This is a genomic window from Paeniglutamicibacter sulfureus, from assembly GCF_039535115.1.
In the GTDB taxonomy this organism is placed as follows: Bacteria; Actinomycetota; Actinomycetes; order Actinomycetales; family Micrococcaceae; genus Paeniglutamicibacter; species Paeniglutamicibacter sulfureus.
Genome location: NZ_BAAAWO010000001.1, coordinates 4121872 through 4138919 on the forward strand (window position 1 = coordinate 4121872; position 17048 = coordinate 4138919).

A 17048-nucleotide genomic window follows, 5' to 3' on the forward strand; every position below is an offset into this window, starting at 1 on the left:
CCAAGTCGCCGTAGGATGGCTTGCAAGTTGCATGAGACTGTCTTGGGGACGGGCACACGCATATTTTGCCGGTAGTTGGGGAACAGGTGAATAACGATGTTGGATCTTGCTTGGCGTCCTGATTTATTGGGCACCACCAACGGTACAGGGGAAAAAAACAGCGGGAAGTCCTGGGGAGGACGAACGCGTGAGCACTATTTGGATCTGATCAAGGACGCCATCACAGACAACAACTCAATGTCCGTGGTGTTGACTGGAAGCCATGCTGACGACCGTGTGGATTTGGTGGCCCAAGCGATCAGAGCAGTGGATGCCTCGTGCGAGCCGATTCACGTCAGCGGAACGGTATATGCACAAAAAATGGGCTTCGGTGCGTTGGCATTCCTACTGGCCGATGTCGCAGAAATCGAACAGCTCGGCCTGACGGGAATCATGCGGGCCATTGCCAAGCGAAACCCTGATCGGCCAGTGGTTGTCGTTCAGTATCCTCAGTTGTTGGACCGTCAATCCAAGGATGCGCTGGCTCAAATGGCATTCAGCCGGAGCGCGTTGGTCATATTGCTGATGGTGCACGGTGAAATCATGCCCCCTGAATTCCTACCTATCACCGGCAGAGCAGGCTGTACCGAAATATGCTTTGAGCCGCTGGGACTTGACGAAGTGCATCGGGTTCTCATCAAAGAGTTCAATGCCGTTCCAACACCTCTGACAACGGGCGCACTATGGCATCGCGCGCATGGAAACATGGGCTTGTTGGTGGCCCTTGCTCGTGAGGCGATAACCAATGGCAAGCTGTGCCTCCAGGGGGAGCACCTCGTTTTGCTCCCCGGGGCATGGCCGCGGGGCGGCCGCGTGGAAGCGTTGGCCTGGGCCCAAATGTCAATGTTAAGTCACTCCGAGAGGCGCTTTCTCCAGAGACTGGCGAGACATGGAACGATACGGCTCGTGGGGCTGAATCGGGATCGACTAAAAGACGTCGACCACCTCATCAGCTCTGGATTTGTTAGAAGAATCGGCCAGTCACTCGAGGAAGTCACGCACAGCTCCACGTTTCTCCAGGAATCCCTTGGGAGCGAAAGCCGCGCGGCCGCGGTCGGTCATTCAATCAACGACAAGGGCAACTTCTTTGCTTTCATTTCAGGGCAGGGAAGGCCATGGTGCGAACAGACCCACATAAAAACCCCATCGTCAAGGAACCTGTGTCGGCTCCTCGACGAGCTGCGGAACAGTCTCTTGGATGGTGAACTCGAAACCGCGGAGCAATCCATAGCCAACATCATCACTCGCTACCTCGATGAACTGCCTGCAGAACTGTTCGAAGCCGTTGTCATCGCCGAAACCATTTTGGACGTTACCGCAGGTCGCCTGAGTCTTGCACTTCCCGTACTGGAATCGTCACTTGCCCAACTTCAGGTATCAGGGCATGACTACGATCTTTGGATAGTCCGGGCCATGCTTGTCTACGCAAGCGAATCTGGCCGCGTTGCCGAACACGCCAGGATGCCTTTCGACAGAAGCTGGGAAACAGCACGCTGGTGGTTTACAGAGTTGCTGTCTTCGGTTGGAACCAGCTCCGCTATAGGGCGGAACATGGAGGAGAGCCAGCTCCAGGGGACTGGCAACGGAAAAATCCTTTGCAGGCTAGCTGCTTTGCGGAACGGGCTTCAGCCAAGCGTCCAACCTTGGCGGCCTTCTACGCAAACGACGACGACGATCGGGCTGGCATTCGCACTCATATATGCAGGCTGGCAAAACGGACACGAATCGTCAACGCTGGCCGGTCTCGAAAAGTTGGTGGACGCGGGTTTTGTGGTTTACGCCTTGCCGGAGTCAAACCATTTCCTTGATTCAATCTCGGCGGCAGGAAAGACAGCAGTTGCAGGTTTCGTCAATCGCAAGCGCAGGGGAAACGGGGCACATCCGACCTCAGGCAATGAACATTTCCCGGGTCAAGAATCCGAGGTGCTTCAAATGCTAACGAACCGCGAAAAAATGGTGGCTTCGGCTGCGGCGCAAGGTATGAACAACCAGCAAATTGCCGATGACGCCGGTGTCTCTATCCGCACGGTTGAGGGGCATCTCTATCAAATCTATTCGAAACTGTCCTTGGGTGGACGGCGTGAACTTAGCTCCTTGGTCGGGACCCTGGGTCTCAATAACCGTGTCGCGTCATGAGCGCGGGGGAGCGGGAAGTTCCCGGTCGTGCCAGGCTGGCGGCACGCCGGGAGCTGGCAAAAATATTGACAGATCCTGCATCAACGGGAGTCGTGCTTTCGGGCCCGATTGGATGCGAAAAATCATCGCTGGTGGACAGGGTGCTGAGAGGAGAAAAGCTGGAGGCGGTTCGCTTGCTTTGTTCTGCCGTGCTCGGCGAAAGCAATTTCGGGACCTTGTCACCACTATTGGTCGATTTCACAGAACCCCTGAATGAAGCAGGAGTCCTGAAACACGTATGGAGCCTCTTGCGTTCACCGAAACCGGGCGGAAAGACAATCGTGGTGGTGGAAGAGGCCGAACACCTGGATGAGGCGAGTGCCTTTGTCCTGACACAGCTGGCATCGGCTGGTTGTATCAAGTTGATTTTGATGACAGTGGGGCAGGGACACAGCGAGCGTGTGGTGGCGGGGAGTGAGCTCGGAGCGCGACTGGCCAGGATCATACTGGGGAGGTTCTCCGACCGTGACGTCGCAGACTACTGCCAGGAGGAACTCGGACGGTTGCCGACCACAGCCTCTGCGCGGGTTATCGCCGCAGTCTGCGGCGGCAACGGAATGCTCGTAGGAGCTTTCCTGCGTTCTGCCAAACAACAGGAGATCCTTGTTGAATCTCGGGGAAGGTATGTCCTCGAGCAATCGCGGATCAATCTGGATGTGCACCTGGCCGATGCAGTCATCCGAATTCAACAACGTCTCGACACCGCTGCTGCGACGGCGCTGGAAATACTGGCCCTGGGCGGAGCAGAAGAGGTCACGTTGTTGGCGAAGTACACTGGTGCGGACGTCGGCAGGCTAGTCGACGCCGGACTGGTGAGGCAAGTTGCCGAGTCTCGGGTTGAAATTGCGGCGCCTATCCATGCCCAGATCCTTCGGGACCTCATCCCGCCCGGGCGCAACTTGCAACTGATGGAGCGGGTCATCCAGCGCTCAGTCGACCATGGAAGTCTGCCCGAGTCCGTGTTGTGGGCATGTGAAAACGGCAGACACCTTGAAACCCGGCTTGTCCTTGAAGCAACCACGCTGGCCAATAACCAGCTGGATTTCCCGACGGCTTGGCGCTTGTGTCAACACTCGAATGTACTTGGGGGCAGGCCAGCATTCGCCCGGGAAGAGGTGCGTGCCTTGATGGGTATGCGCAGGTACCAGGAGGTCATGGATACGGTAGGAAAGTTCTGTTGGCAATGTCCCGATGTGGCGCACCTACGCGAAATGAAGCTAATGCAAAGCGTTGCCTTGCGCCGCAACGCCGGCAGCCGAGAAGAGACACAGCACCTCCTACAGGAATGGAAAAGCTGCACAGCAAGACTGGAATCATTGGACGAGCCGGGGGAAGCGCGAGAAATTGCCCGGAATCAGCGGGCCATCGAGATTCTTGAAATGCGCATCGAGCTTGTTGACCGCACGGACCTAGGATCAATTCTGGACAGGGCCAGGCGGTGTGAAAAATTATGCGACGACAACGGCACCGAATTGCTCATTTGCCGCGAACTCATATGCGAAATCCTGATGGACATGGGCAGCTTTGTTGAAGCTGCCGATCTTGCCCTTGAATCTCTGCAATCGATGAGTGCATGTTCCCCCTCCGAAAACATTGAATTTCACCCCCTACTGGCAGCTGGCTTGCGATCGTTGTTTGCCGTCGGCGACTATGCAACGATCGGTGCTCTCAATGAATCGGGACGCTCCGGCTCACTGGAAGTGCAGCTGGATAGAAGCGGCATGCTTAATTTCTGGTCGGCATTTGCAACGATCCAGCAAGGGCGGTGGCCGCTTGCCAGAAATTTCCTGGACGAAGCCCGGGCGGAATTGGCCTGCCACGACCCCGACGGCCTGTACCCCTTGGCCGAGGCGCTGTACGGCTTCCAAGAATCGCAAACGGAGGGTGCCACGTTCGGCGGAGGCCAAGACCGTCGCGAAAACCTCATCGAACACGGAAATGGTCGCGTCGAAAACACCGACGTTTTGATGTTGGCCACCGGATACCGGCAACTATCGAGGTCGCCGAAGGAACCGGAAGCCATGGTCGCACTCATCGAACGGGCCCGTGCAGAGAAACGCAGCCAGACAGAACACCACCTGCTGATCTTGTTGTGGAAAATGTCGAATGGTCTCCGTGACCGACCGAGGGCGCTGGACCGCCTCGAGAGACTGAGCTCCGAAGGTGTGGGTCGACGATGCGGCACACTTGCGGCTGCCATGGGCATGGTGCGCTCAGGGCAATTGGTAGACATCGTCGGTGCAGCTGAGCTGATGTTTTCTTGCGGGGAGACCTGTCTTGGAGCCGAACTTCTTGCTTCGTGTCTGCGTGGCCACAGCGATGGCATCGACGAGAGGAAGCGTGGGGTCCTGCTGCGTCAATTGGCTTCGTGGGTCACGGAACTTGGTGGCCAGAGTTGGGGAGCGTTGAGCGAGACCATGAATGAACGTGGGGTGACAAACCGTGAAAAGGAGATCATCGAGTTGGTCGGCCAGGGGAAAAGCAACAGGGAAATTGCACAAAGCCTGACAGTTTCGCAACGCACAGTCGAGGGACACCTCTACCGGATCTTTGCCAAGCTAGGGATCAGTGGACGCGCGGAACTAGGAAACCTTGGTTAGGCTGAGCAATCGAAGGCGTTGGTGGAAATTCGAGTGGACGATCGACAATTTCGCGTAGTTACCGGTCAACAATAAGGTATCCAATACGCGTGGTTATCGTCCCATGGCCTGACTATTCTTTGAATTAGCCCGGGGAAGAATATTGGTTGGTTGATCGAATTACGTGCACTGGATTCGCGATTTCCATTCGAATAATACGCCGGGTATAGGCAGGCGTTAGCGTAAACCGCCTGCGTATTCAGGACTGGAGTCGGCGGTTGGCGATTGTCCATCTTGGGCGATCGACCCCCCAGCAGCCGTCGGCTCCTTGTCCTACTGAAGCGGCACCTTTATCCGGTCCCGGACAATACCTGTTGCTACCAACCGTTGAGCAGTTCAAGGCAAGAGCTCGTCGCCCGTCAGTCTTCGCCAATTTGCCTTGTGCGGTCGGCGAAGGCTGACGTCGATTCATGTACTCCCTCACTACAAGGCATGAGGTCCAAGGTCGCGGAGCAACTTTTTCGGGTTGACATGCGGCCCGCTCCGCATAAGCCCTACCTGCGTCCTGTGCAGATCCAGGGAGCAGTCAACTTACCTCGAAAGGGAGTAGTGGGCTAGGTGAAACGCCGGGGAAAACGCCCTCACTAGAGTGCTTTTTACGCGTGGCCAACCCCGCCTTGGTGCATAGCCTTGGGCTTACAGCGCTCACAGAATGCCTCGTCGCCGCGATGGGGATACTGCGCGCTTGCGTCGCTATTGATCGGACAATGCGACACCGCATCCACATTTTTGGGATGCAACTTTCCTAAACTACTTGGGGGTAATTTAGATGCGCGGATTACAAGGTGGTGCAAGCGTTTCGCTTGTCGTGCCCACGTTCAACGAAGAACTAAACGTGGGCCATGTGCTCGAGGCATTGCCGCCTGGAATAGATGAATTCATTCTCGTCGATGGGGGATCAACCGACGGAACAGTGGGGGTTGCTCGGGACGTCATTCCTGACATCGTGGTGATTCAACAAGCTCGAAGGGGCAAAGGCAACGCCCTCGTCGCTGGCTTCGCTTCGGCGAGTTGTGAACGGATCGTGGCCATCGATGCGGATGGTTCCATGGACCCAGCCGAAATTGCGGCTTTTCTTTCGGCCATGGACGACGGTGCGGAATATGTCAGGGGCAGCCGGTTCCTGCCAGGGGGCGGAAGCACCGATATCACGAGACTTCGGACATTGGGGAATCATTTCCTGAATGGCATCGCCAACGCTTTCTTCAGAACCGCCTACACAGACCTCTGCTACGGGTTCAACGCCATGACAAAGGAAAGCGTGGAGGCATTCGACTTCCCGGATCCTTTCAATTCGTCTCTTGGCCACGTTTGGGGTGACGGTTTTGAGATCGAAACGATGATGAGCATTCGTGCAGTCAAGGCGGGACTGAAGATCGCAGAAGTTCCAAGCTTCGAGGCGGATCGGCTCAACGGTGAAAGTAACCTGAACACGTTCCGGGACGGTGGCCGCTGTCTGCGCACCTTGATTGTCGAAAGAATGTCTGTTGCGCGGTCAGCGGGCGCTCCCGATTCGTTTTGGAATGCCCGAACAGCTGGGAACACCCTGCACCGGAGAGGCCTGGGCCAGGCATGAAACGTTTAGTTTCTGTTGTCATTTGTGCATTTACCGAATCACGCTGGAACGACTTGGTCAGGGCCAGGGCTTCACTGGCCTGCCAGTCGATGGAACCAGCAGAAGTGATCATCGTGATTGACTACAATCCACGATTGTTGGAGCGGGCCCGAGAGCAATTCTCGGATGCCGTGGTGGTCGCGAACACTGAAGCCAAAGGGCTCTCAGGGGCAAGGAACTCGGGAGTCGCCAGGGCATCGGGAGAAATCGTCCTATTTCTTGATGACGATGCCGTTGCGGACACGCAATGGGTCCGGTACATGACCGAACCGTTTATTCACTCCGACGTGGTTGGAGTCGGCGGAATGGCGCTGCCTAAATGGGATGCAGGACAACCGCCATCCTGGTTTCCCGAAGAGTTCCTGTGGGTTGTCGGTTGCAGCTATGTCGGGCTTCCCGCGGATGGCGATTACATCAGGAACCCTATTGGATCATCCATGGGATTTAGACGCGCGAGCATAGTCGACAGCGGTGGCTTTTCGTCCGGACTTGGAAGGATCGGTGCCAAACCTGTCGGCGGCGAAGAAACCGAGCTATCCATGCGCATGAGGCAACATTCGGCAAACCATCGAGTGGTGCTTTGCCGCAAGGCTGTGGTGAATCACCGGGTCACCCTGGAACGTCACCGGTTGGCTTACTTCATGAGGCGCTGCTATTGGGAGGGAGTGAGCAAGTCAGTCATAGTCAGGCGTCAGTCCGCCCGGATCAACGAGCACGCGGAAAGACTGCACACGGAGAAATCCTACGTATTGACCGTTCTGCCTGCCGGGGTCAGTCAGGGCATTGGAACGGCGTTGAGGAACCGTTCGCTTAGGCCGTTGGGAATGTCCCTGGCGATCGTAGGTGGACTCCTGGCGACATGTGTAGGTTATGCGCGTGGCTCGCTTGTCCCGGAACCTGTCAGGAATGTCGCATAGTTGCTCTGCCATGATGACCAAGGGTCCGCGATGTCCCGCCTGCGGGGACCGTCTGCGCTCCAAGGCCGGTCGAGGGGACGTTCGCGGGTTTCTCCGCCAGCGGCACCCTTGGCTGCGGCAGTTCGACAATGTGTGGTCGGCGCATCGTCAGGCCGTGTGCGACAACGACGATGATGCTGATGTGCAACCGAGTGGTGCCCGAGAGTCTCGAGTTTGCCAAATAGTCCAACCGCTCTTCAAAATTTGCCTGTCAAGGCGTAGGGTGCTGTTTCAATGGCGAACTAGTCTTCGCCACTTAAAACCACCACTGGGGGCGGCTGTGGTTATCTTGATTCAATGGCGGGCGACTCGATGCCCGGAGACAACGGCTTCGATCCCGAGCCCATTTCATGGCGGAACAGCCGCGCCGGCACTGACGGGACACATGACTGTTCTTTGGGATGCTTCTTGCCGCGCAGAGGGAGGTCTTTCCGCGATGACGCCAAGCGGACAAGCAATTCTTTAATGAGCACCCCGCCACGAAACAGCTTTGGGAGCTGGATCCAGGCGGTCGAACTTGGGGGAATAAAGCATGATGTCGAAAACGAGCCCGAAAATTTTACCGGGCTACCAGGGACAACCTGAACGTCTGTCGCGGGGTCTTGGGCGTATCACTGACAGTGCGCGCGTGATGCCGGTTCGAGGCAGCCGTCAAGGGTTGAAATGGCCTCAAGGTGGAACACAGGGCGGCGCACAGGTCGGTACGGCTGAAATCGGTAGAGCGGCAGCCAGTGCGTTGTTCGCGAGCGTGTTGGCCGGAATGGCGTTGGCGACCACCAGCCATTTCAAGATACGGAAGTCTGGCGGGAGGTCCGCAGGGATCGGGATGGTCCTGCCGGTGCTGCCGTTGATCATCGACCTGAAGAACCCATCGGCAACGCTGGATGCGCTTGAATCCGGAGCCAGGTATCGGAAGGTGCTGTGCCTGCTCACCAGGGACGGCGACCCAGTGTCCAAACTGAGCTTCCAACTGGCCGAGCATGAAACCGTCACCCCGGCGGTAGTCCGTCAGCATTTGGCCGCGAGAGCATGGCCCGAAGCTGCCGGCGCGGTTCGATCCACCTCGTCCAACCCGAACGTTTACCCCTCGGTCACCGTTGTCCTCGCGACGCGCAATCGCCCCGAACAGCTGGTGGAGTGTCTGGCTTCGATTGAGTCCGGGACCCTGAGGGCCGAGCGCATCGTCGTTGTGGACAACGCGCCGTCGGACGAGCGTACCGCCGAACTCATGGCCCTGCGCACCCGGCAAGACCCGCGGTTGGTCTATGTGCGCGAAGACAGACCGGGACTCGCCCACGCGCACAATGCCGCAATGCCGCACATCGCCACGGACGTCGTCGCCTTCACCGACGATGATGTCCTGGCCGACCGCCGCTGGCTCGAACGTCTGGTGAAGGTCTTTGCCGAAGATCCTTCCGCGGTCTGTGTTACCGGCATGATCGCTCCGCGTGAGCTTGACACCCTTCCGCAACAATGGGTGGAAGGCAACATGACCTATGACAAGGGCCTGCACCGGCGCGTCTTCGACGGAACCCGGGGCAATGCAGAGTTTCCCCTGATGCCGTACACCTCCGGAGCCTGCGGATCCGGGGCCAACATGGCGTTCCAGACTAGGTACCTGCAAAATGCCGGGGGGTTCGAAGCCGCCCTGGGCACCGGAACCGTGGCGATGGGTGGCGACGACTTGGCGGCATTCCATGACGTCCTGGCTTCGGGGAATCGGCTCGTGTATGAACCGGCCGCGATCGTTTTGCATCCGCACCACCGAGACTATGCTGCGCTGCGCCGCCAGGTCTACGGATACGGTGCCGGACTGGGGGCGCACCTGATGCGCTGTCTCATGCACGACCCGCGCATGGTGCTCGCCTTTGCCGGGAATGCCTCAATCCTGCGGTCGCGCGCAACCAACATCATGAACCCGCCTGTGGTCGCCGGGCTTCCGCCCTATCCAAGGGATCTGCTGCGCGAACACCGGCGCGGCCTCCTGTCCGGGCCCTGGAGGTACCTGCGAAGCCGACGCCACCTGAAGCGCCAGATCGTTGCGGGGGGAACACCATGAACACGGTGATCCCGATCCTGCTCTACCATTCCGTCCAGGACGATGCACCCGTGGGCTTCGGCCCTTGGGCAGTGACATGCAAGCTGTTCGCCGACCACATGGATGCGCTGCTCAGGCTCGGGTACACGGGGCTGTCCGTCGGGGAAGTGGTCAACCTGATCCGATCGGGTGCCGAAGTGCCGCCTCGGAGCGTTGCGGTGACCTTTGATGATGGATTCGCCGATTTCGCCTCGAATGCCTGGCCGGTGTTGAAGCATCGCGGATTGCCCGCCACCTTGTATGTGACAACGGGAGTGGTCGGCGGTCGCAGCGAATGGCTCGGGCCGGTGGGCGCCGGGGAACTGCCCATGCTTGACGGCTCGGCCATCCGGGAACTTGCCGGTGACGGCGTCGAGATGGGTGCGCACAGCGTGACCCACCCGCAACTTGACTGCATAGGACGGGAAGCCGCATCCCGGGAAATCGCCGGAAGCAAAAAGGCCCTGGAAGAACTGATCGAGCGGCCGGTGGACACCTTCGCCTACCCGCACGGCTATCACGACAAGGCAGTCAGGCAAATGGTCATCGAGGCCGGGTACTCCTCGGCAGCGGCCGTGCGCAACGCACTGAGTCATCCGCAGGACGACCCTTTCGCCCTGGCCCGGTATACGGTGATGGCCGATTGCAGCGTGGAACACCTTGAAGCGGTGTTGGCAGGCACGGCCGTGAAACGGGCCCGCCCACAGGAACGCTGGCGTACCCACGTCTGGCGGCAGGCGCGCCGGTTCCGTGCGTCAAAGGCGAGGTGGGGATCCAATGCTTGAACCAGTGGTGGTATCACCGGTTCCCCGGAAAAAATGGCGCAGCATGCTGGACGCCGACCAGGAGGCGCTACCCGACCACGCCCCCGAGTGGGTCGATGCGCTGACTTCCGGCGGCCGCTATCGGGACGCCAGCAGGCTCTACAGCTTTGCAGACGGCCGCGAATTCCTGCTTCCGCTGGTCCAACGTCGAGGACTTGCCGGACTGGGCGGATGGCTTCAGTCCTACCCACCGGGCTGGGGAGTCGGCGGCTTGGTGGGGGCGGAAGCGGATGCAGAAACGACTCGGGCGATCCTGCATGACCTGCGTAAACTTCGTCTACAGCGCATAGGCATCTGGCCGGACCCGAAGAAATGGCAGGCGTGGGCCGATGCCGTCGACGAGGGGGTGCTCGCCATCCCGCGTCGTGCCCACGCAGTAGACCTCAGTGGCGGTGCCGAAAGCGTCTGGAAGGGCATGTCCCAGTCCTCGCGCCGCCACGTCCGCATAGCCGAGCGTGAAGGCGTGCGCATCGAAATGGGCCACACCGATGCACTCCTGCGCGATTTCTATGCCCTGTACCTTCTGTCAATTGACCGGTGGGCGGGGCAACAGCATGAGCCGCGGGCGTTGGCTCATGTCCGCGCCAAACGGCGTGACCCCTTGGGCAAATTGCAATTGCTGGCCCGACACCTGGGCAGTGGGTACCAGGTGACGATCGCATACGTAGACGGCAAACCCGCGGCCGGCTCGATTGTCATGTTGGCCGGTACCGCCCATTACACGCTCGGTGCCATGGACCGCGAACGGGTCGGCAAGAGCGGCGCGGGATATTTGGTGCAGTGGAAAAACATGGAACGTGCCTGTGAATTGGGGTGCACCACGTACCATATGGGGGAGTCCGGCGAATCGGAGGCCCTGGCACAGTTCAAGGAGAAGCTGGGAGCAGTTGCCTACGACTATGCCGAGTTGCGGTTGGACCGCCTGCCGTGGACCCGCGCAGATGCCGCCATACGCGGACTCGTAAAACGCCTGTTGGGATTCCGCGATGTTTAACAGGATCTGGGGAGCAGCGATTGGTGCTGCAATTGCACTGTCCCTGGTTTTCTCATTGGCCACCAGCACCCGCCATCAAATCCTGGACACGGATTTTTCGCCGCTTGCCTCGGCGGTCGGAACGACGGGAACCAATGATTCCCCGAGGCAGGGGAAACCTGCAGATCCGGCGGGAGAATCCGATCCGGGGGCATCCGTGGCGCCCGTCGAACCGGCCGACGAAAGGATCCTGCTGGATGAACGTTTTGATGAAAACACCCTGGATGAGTCGATCTGGAATCGGTGCCATTGGTGGGACAAGGGTGGTTGCACCATTGCCACGAATAACGAGCTCGAATGGTACATGCCGGAGCAAGCGAAAATCGCCAACGGGATCCTGAACCTGACGGCGGAGGATCGCCGGGTTTACGACTCGGAGGGCAAACCGTTCGACTATGCCTCGGGCATGGTCACGACCGGACCCCCGGCATACGATAAGCCGGCGAAATTCGCGTTCACCTACGGAAAGGTCGAGGTCCGGCTCAAAATGCCGGCGGGCCGTGGACTATGGCCGGCGATCTGGATGCTTCCGGCAAGCACGGAACCGGTCCCCGAGGTCGACTTGCTGGAATTGCTGGGCCATAAACCGGGGATACTTCGGATGCGCATGCATCCAAAGAACGACGCGGAACGCTCGCTCGGCCATAAATACGCGGTCCCCGGCGGATACACGCTCACCCAAGGCTGGCACACCGTCGGGCTGGACTGGACGCCCGGTCGGCTGAAGTTCTTCCTGGACGGAAAGCAGGTGTGGCAGCTGGACGACGAACGGGTTCCGGATGAACCCATGTACCTGGTGATGAACCTTGCCGTCGGGGGAGACTTTCCCGGAAACCCCGACGAGTCAACGGTTTTCCCCGCGACGATGAGCGTTGACCACGTCCGGATCCTGAAAAATGACTAGCGAGAAGATCGGCATTGCCGGCTCGCTCAGGGCACGGTTCAACGATCCGTTACGACGCAGTGCCGATGCCCTCATTATCGGCACCGGACTCACCTCCGTGCTGGGACTTGCCTTCTGGGCGCTCGCCGCCCGATGGCTCCCCACCTCGGCGGTCGGCATTGGTGTGGCACTGATGTCGACCGTCGCCTTGCTTGCCAACTTTGCAACCTTGGGGATGAACAACGGCCTGATTCGATTCCTGCCTGCGGCCGGATCCGGCACGGCACGGATCATCATGAGCTGCTACGCGTTCTGCGCCGGGGCCGCCATGTTTGCGGCAGGGATCTTCCTGCTGGGACAGCCCCTGTGGGCCGAAAAACTTGGCTTCCTTCGCGACAACCCGGTGGCGATGCTTGTCTTTGTCGTTGGCACGGCGATATGGGTGCTCTACGTGTTGCAGGATCAAGTGCTCATCGGTCTGCGCCGTACCGGCTGGGTCCCGATTCAGAACGGCCTCGCATCCGTGTTCAAGATCGCCCTGCTTCCGTTGTTCGCCGGTGCCGCCACATGGGCAATTTTTGCGGCAACCATGATCCCTGCCTTGCTGGCGGTGCTTCTTATCACGGCACTGGCTCTGCGGTACGCGCGCCAAGCTGCGGCCCGGGATTCCCGGCCGGCGAAGGAAACGCGGGTTCCGATATCAAGCATTGTGCGTTTTGCCGCGTCCGACCATCTGGCAACCATGCTCTGGTTTGCGACCAACGATGTCCTGACATTGATCGTGCTCCAGGTCGCCGGAGCCGAAGCCAGCGCGTATTGGTACATTGCCAACGCCATCGGGGAATCGTTGTACCTGATCGTCAGCAACGTGGGAAGCGTCTTGATTGCCGAATCGGTACACGACCCGGCCCATGCAACTGCATACGCGCGCAGGGCGTTGTTTCATGGCGCCCAACTGGTGGTTCCGGCCGCGATCCTGGGCATTGTTTTTGCTCCGTTTGTTCTGCGTTTGATGGGACCGCACTACGCGGAAAACGCGACGTCGCCCCTGCGATTTATCTTGGCGTCGGCAATCCCGCACCTGATCGTAGGCATAAGCGTCAGCACGGCCAGGGTGCGCGGAAACATGCGCGCGGTCGTAGGGGTGTATGCGTTTATTTCGATCAGCACCTGGGTGGGCGGATGGTATGCCCTGCACACGTGGGGGCTTGCCGGCATCGGACTGGCGATCCTGATGATCCACAGCATCACAGCGGTGTTCCTGCTGATGACGGGGCGCACGGGCCTGTGGGACAACGAGCGTGGATGGCGTTCTTTCGTCGATGGGGCCGGACGACTGCACCATTCACGGCGGACCAAACGCAAACTGGAGCGGACCGGATATTCCTTTCCCACTGCACACAATGCCTGCGGAGTGCCGAAGGCACGGGGCACGAACTGGCCAAAGCCGTGGACCAACACCATTGCGACTGCCGGGGAGCGGCAATGAAAACGCAAACCACATCGGGTGGCCGTCATGAGCCGAATATCCACGGCGAGGTCCCGGCAACACCGCCGGCAGCCCCTGGCACCGGGAGTGCCACGCACATGCGAAGCATTGCGTTGAGCTTGGCGATTCCCCTCGTGGCCGTGGCACTCTGGGCCTGGAGCTTCAGCGGTGCGGAGCCCCGTAACATGGGCGTCCTGGGGTTGCTGAGCCTGTTCACTCCCGTGACGGCGTTTGCCTTGGCGCTTCTCCTTGGAGGCTTCCTGGCCAGCCTGTACAAGGGTCTGCCCAGCTGGGTGCTCGGTACCTTCCTGGTCACCTACATCGTGTTGATCCACGGCACACCCGCGGTTTTATACGGCACCCTTCGCTATTCGTGGGCCTATAAACACGTTGGCATCGTCGAGTACATCCAGCGGCACGGATCGGTTGACACCACCCTTGACGCGGGGCAAATCTACCAAAACTGGCCGGGGTTCTTTGCCGGCGGCGCCCTTCTCACTGACTTCTCCGGGCAATCCGACGTGCTCCAAATTGCCTCCTGGGCCCCCGTGGTCTTCAACCTGTCCACCGTGATCGTATTGCGCTACGTCTTCAGGGGCCTTACACGGAACCGCACGTTGATCTGGCTGGGCCTGATGTTCTTCCTGCTCATCAACTGGGTGGGGCAGGATTACTTCGCCCCGCAGGCCGTCGGCTTGATCCTCTATTTGGCCATGGTCGGGCTGATGCTCAGGCCGATGTCACATGTGGCCATGATTGGTCCGTTTGCCGTGATCGTCGCCGCGGTTGCCCTCACCCATCAGATCACGCCCCTGATGATGCTGATGGCGGTTGTTGCGTTGACTGCACTACGACGCACCAATGCGTGGCAACTGCCGATCGTTGCGCTGACGGTCATAGCCGGGTGGGCCTTTACCGGGGCCTTGGACTACACACTTCCCAACTTGCGGGAGCTAGTCTCGGAATTCGGCAATGTCGTGGACAACGCAGACCAGACCCTCGAAAAGGCGAATGCCATCACGGGCACGGCACTGCTTGTGGTTTGGGGCGGCCGGTCCACCGTTGCCATCGCCGGCCTGTTGTCGGTCTTCGGCATTTGGTCGAACCGGAACAAGCAAGGAAATTGGCACCGCTGGGACGGCATGGGGCCGCGCGGCATCGCCGCGATTCTCATGCTGCTGCCCGGAATCCTGGTGTTGACCACTGGCTTCGGTGGAGAGGTGCTGTTCCGGGCGTTCCTGTTCGCTTCGCCGTTCATTGCAATACTCGCCGCCGAAACGTGTCTCCCGCGCGACGGCCAGGGCTTTCCCTTGCGAAGCCTCGTGTCTGCCGGTGTTGTCATCGCACTGGTCACTCCGGGATTTCTGCTCGGCTATTACGGCAAGGAACAGCAGAACTACTTTCCCCCTGAAGAGGTTGAAGCCTCGAGCTGGGTATACACGCATGCGGCGCCCGGCTCCTTGCTCGTTGAAGGGAGCCCAAACTATCCGGCGCGTTTCATCGACTATGAGAAGTTCACATATGTGCCGTTGGACCGTGAACCGGAAGAATCGATTCGCGGGTTGCTGTCGGACCCTGCCGTCAGGCTTTCCGCATGGCTCGTCGACAGCAAATACACCGAAGGATACGTGTTGATTACCCGGGGCCAAAAAATTGCCGTCAACGCCGAGCAGTCCATGCCGGAAGGGAGCCTGGAACGGATCGAGGAGGAATTGCGGCAATCCGACAGATTTGAGATTGCCTATGAGACGACCGACGCCACCGTTTTCAGGCTTTCGGACGTGGGCAGGAACCAATGAGTGCCCTGCGCATCATTGGCACCGGGCCCGTCGTCATCGTGGTGACGACTATCTACATTGTGCTCTTGCTTGAAGTGGAAGCAGTCCGTTTGATCAGTGCCGTGGTTTTCTGTCTCTTCGTGCCGGGCTACGGGTGGGCTCTGCGGATGCGTCCGGGGGACGGGGGTGACACCTTGGCCATGGCCCTCGTCTTGAGCTTTTGCGCCACAACCTTTGTGGCGACGGCAATGGCCGTTGCAGGGTGGTGGTCACCCGTTGCCGGATTTATCAGCCTCCTTCTCATGGGTGCCGCGGGCTTTGTCCGTCTCAGCCGTGACGCGGGGGGCCGCGGGATTCGGGGGTTCCACGTGTCGCTGGGGGTTGCCGAACCCCGGGCACATGGAATCCACCGCCTCGGGGACAACGATTAAGCGGTATTGATTCCTTGCGGGGCGAAACTGCGCGCCCGAACGGGCAACAGATCCAGTGGAGTGCCCGGCGGGGAATAACAAGCCCTGAACCATCCAGGCGTGCAGTCAGGGCCAACGATACAGGCCTGCCCGACCACCACCGCTGTCAGGGATGTCACCTGGAGAATCCGGTCCGACTACTCCGCCGGCGGAACCTCGGCTGTCGGGGACTGCCGGGCCTGCTGGTCTTGGAGCGCAGGATCCTTGCGCAGGCCGGTCAACCCGTACCAAGCCAGGTTCACCACATGGGCGGCAACCGTGCGCTTGTCGGGGTGCCGGGCATCCAGCCACCACTGCGCGGTCATGGCGACCATGCCCACGAGCATCTGCGCGTAGATGGATCCATCCTCGGCGCTGAACCCGCGGCGTGAAAACTCGTCGGCCAGGATGTGCTCGACCTGCTCGGTCACCTTGGTCAGCAGGGTGGAATACGTGCCCTCGGGCTGGGACGGCGGGGCATCGCGAACCAGGATGCGGAATCCTTCGGTGCAGTCCTCTATGTAGGTCAAGATCGCGAGCGCTGCTTTCTCCAGCAACACCCGCGAGGAGTCGTCACCGGAGAGAGATTCCGTGATCCGCGACAGCAACTCCCGGTATTCGTTCGTGACCACTTCCATGTAGAGCGCTTCCTTGGAACCAAAGTGCTCATAGACGATGGGCTTGGACACACCCGCAGCGCGGGCGATTTCTTCGATCGTGGTTCCGTCTACGCCCCGCAAGGAGAATAGCTGGCGTGAGATATCGATCAGCTGAAGCCGGCGTTGGACTCCGGTCATTCGCGTGCGCGGGCGTGCGGTGGGGCTCATAAGCAACATGGTAAGCACAGGAATGACATAAACCATGCCTAGTCACGGTGGTGTGAACAAAGGATGAACGCGCCGACGTCGTTCAAGTCGCATCGATGCCTACAGTCGTGGCAGAATAGTTCACTGTGCCGGTGAGGCAAGCTCAACGCACATTCCGCCCTGGTGTAATGGCAGCACCCCAGCCTTTGGAGCTGTGGAGTATAGGTTCGAATCCTATGGGCGGAACTCATCAATCATTGAAAATCCCGGTGTTTCGCCGGGATA

General features: G+C 59.5%; 12 protein-coding genes and 1 tRNA gene. 12 read left to right on the forward strand and 1 reads right to left on the reverse strand.

The genetic code is table 11. From position 1 onward, the window contains the following. Positions 1-96: 96 nt before the first annotated feature. From ABD687_RS18680 to ABD687_RS18730, 11 genes are all read left to right on the forward strand, one after another. A complete protein-coding gene (locus ABD687_RS18680) occupies positions 97-2175 on the forward strand; it encodes a response regulator transcription factor (RefSeq protein WP_310289005.1) in 2079 nt (692 codons plus the stop codon). Continuing rightward, positions 2172-4814, forward strand: coding sequence for a LuxR C-terminal-related transcriptional regulator (locus ABD687_RS18685; RefSeq protein ID WP_310289002.1), 2643 nt, complete (start codon positions 2172-2174; stop codon positions 4812-4814). The genes ABD687_RS18680 and ABD687_RS18685 overlap by 4 nt, the downstream gene beginning before the upstream one ends. 808 nt (positions 4815-5622) lie before the next feature. Further along, complete coding sequence (locus ABD687_RS18690) at positions 5623-6429, forward strand: glycosyltransferase family 2 protein (RefSeq protein ID WP_310289001.1); 807 nt, start codon at positions 5623-5625, stop codon at positions 6427-6429. Then, positions 6426-7385 carry a glycosyltransferase family 2 protein gene (locus tag ABD687_RS18695; RefSeq protein WP_310288999.1) on the forward strand — a complete coding sequence of 320 codons (960 nt, stop codon included), beginning with the start codon at positions 6426-6428 and terminating at the stop codon, positions 7383-7385. Before ABD687_RS18690 ends, ABD687_RS18695 begins: the two co-directional genes overlap by 4 nt. Before the next feature lie 571 nt (positions 7386-7956). Beyond that, the gene (locus ABD687_RS18700; protein WP_310288997.1) at positions 7957-9483 is read left to right on the forward strand and encodes a glycosyltransferase family 2 protein; all 1527 of its coding nucleotides are present in this window, start codon (positions 7957-7959) and stop codon (positions 9481-9483) included. Then, complete coding sequence (locus ABD687_RS18705) at positions 9480-10286, forward strand: polysaccharide deacetylase family protein (protein WP_302262755.1); 807 nt, start codon at positions 9480-9482, stop codon at positions 10284-10286. Before ABD687_RS18700 ends, ABD687_RS18705 begins: the two co-directional genes overlap by 4 nt. A gap of 43 nt (positions 10287-10329) precedes the next feature. Beyond that, on the forward strand, positions 10330-11319 hold the full coding sequence (locus tag ABD687_RS18710; protein ID WP_310288995.1) for a GNAT family N-acetyltransferase: 990 nt from the start codon (positions 10330-10332) through the stop codon (positions 11317-11319). Continuing rightward, positions 11312-12262 carry a glycoside hydrolase family 16 protein gene (locus tag ABD687_RS18715; RefSeq protein ID WP_310288993.1) on the forward strand — a complete coding sequence of 317 codons (951 nt, stop codon included), beginning with the start codon at positions 11312-11314 and terminating at the stop codon, positions 12260-12262. Before ABD687_RS18710 ends, ABD687_RS18715 begins: the two co-directional genes overlap by 8 nt. Then, positions 12255-13730, forward strand: coding sequence for a lipopolysaccharide biosynthesis protein (locus ABD687_RS18720; RefSeq protein ID WP_310288990.1), 1476 nt, complete (start codon positions 12255-12257; stop codon positions 13728-13730). The genes ABD687_RS18715 and ABD687_RS18720 overlap by 8 nt, the downstream gene beginning before the upstream one ends. A gap of 185 nt (positions 13731-13915) precedes the next feature. Beyond that, positions 13916-15529 carry a hypothetical protein gene (locus ABD687_RS18725; RefSeq protein ID WP_344761010.1) on the forward strand — a complete coding sequence of 538 codons (1614 nt, stop codon included), beginning with the start codon at positions 13916-13918 and terminating at the stop codon, positions 15527-15529. Further along, on the forward strand, positions 15526-15939 hold the full coding sequence (locus tag ABD687_RS18730; protein ID WP_310288984.1) for a hypothetical protein: 414 nt from the start codon (positions 15526-15528) through the stop codon (positions 15937-15939). Before ABD687_RS18725 ends, ABD687_RS18730 begins: the two co-directional genes overlap by 4 nt. Positions 15940-16115: 176 nt before the next feature. Here the strand turns inward: ABD687_RS18730 and ABD687_RS18735 are convergent, their stop codons facing one another. Next, the gene (locus tag ABD687_RS18735) at positions 16116-16784 is read right to left on the reverse strand and encodes a TetR/AcrR family transcriptional regulator (RefSeq protein ID WP_264268218.1); all 669 of its coding nucleotides are present in this window, start codon (positions 16782-16784) and stop codon (positions 16116-16118) included. A 153-nt stretch (positions 16785-16937) separates the two neighbouring features. On the opposite strand from ABD687_RS18735, the gene ABD687_RS18740 reads away from it, so the two are divergent. Further along, positions 16938-17009 (forward strand) — tRNA-Gln (locus tag ABD687_RS18740). Positions 17010-17048 lie beyond the last annotated feature (39 nt).

Bases quoted from the DNA above. Each gene is read 5' to 3' on its own strand.
- ABD687_RS18680 (WP_310289005.1), top strand. From the start codon at position 97: ATGTTGGATCTTGCTTGGCGTCCTGATTTATTGGGCACCACCAACGGT.
- ABD687_RS18685 (WP_310289002.1), top strand. From the start codon at position 2,172: ATGAGCGCGGGGGAGCGGGAAGTTCCCGGTCGTGCCAGGCTGGCGGCA.
- ABD687_RS18690 (WP_310289001.1), top strand. From the start codon at position 5,623: ATGCGCGGATTACAAGGTGGTGCAAGCGTTTCGCTTGTCGTGCCCACG.
- ABD687_RS18695 (WP_310288999.1), top strand. From the start codon at position 6,426: ATGAAACGTTTAGTTTCTGTTGTCATTTGTGCATTTACCGAATCACGC.
- ABD687_RS18700 (WP_310288997.1), top strand. From the start codon at position 7,957: ATGATGTCGAAAACGAGCCCGAAAATTTTACCGGGCTACCAGGGACAA.
- ABD687_RS18705 (WP_302262755.1), top strand. From the start codon at position 9,480: ATGAACACGGTGATCCCGATCCTGCTCTACCATTCCGTCCAGGACGAT.
- ABD687_RS18710 (WP_310288995.1), top strand. From the start codon at position 10,330: ATGCTGGACGCCGACCAGGAGGCGCTACCCGACCACGCCCCCGAGTGG.
- ABD687_RS18715 (WP_310288993.1), top strand. From the start codon at position 11,312: ATGTTTAACAGGATCTGGGGAGCAGCGATTGGTGCTGCAATTGCACTG.
- ABD687_RS18720 (WP_310288990.1), top strand. From the start codon at position 12,255: ATGACTAGCGAGAAGATCGGCATTGCCGGCTCGCTCAGGGCACGGTTC.
- ABD687_RS18725 (WP_344761010.1), top strand. From the start codon at position 13,916: ATGGGCGTCCTGGGGTTGCTGAGCCTGTTCACTCCCGTGACGGCGTTT.
- ABD687_RS18730 (WP_310288984.1), top strand. From the start codon at position 15,526: ATGAGTGCCCTGCGCATCATTGGCACCGGGCCCGTCGTCATCGTGGTG.
- ABD687_RS18735 (WP_264268218.1), bottom strand. From the start codon at position 16,784: ATGAGCCCCACCGCACGCCCGCGCACGCGAATGACCGGAGTCCAACGC.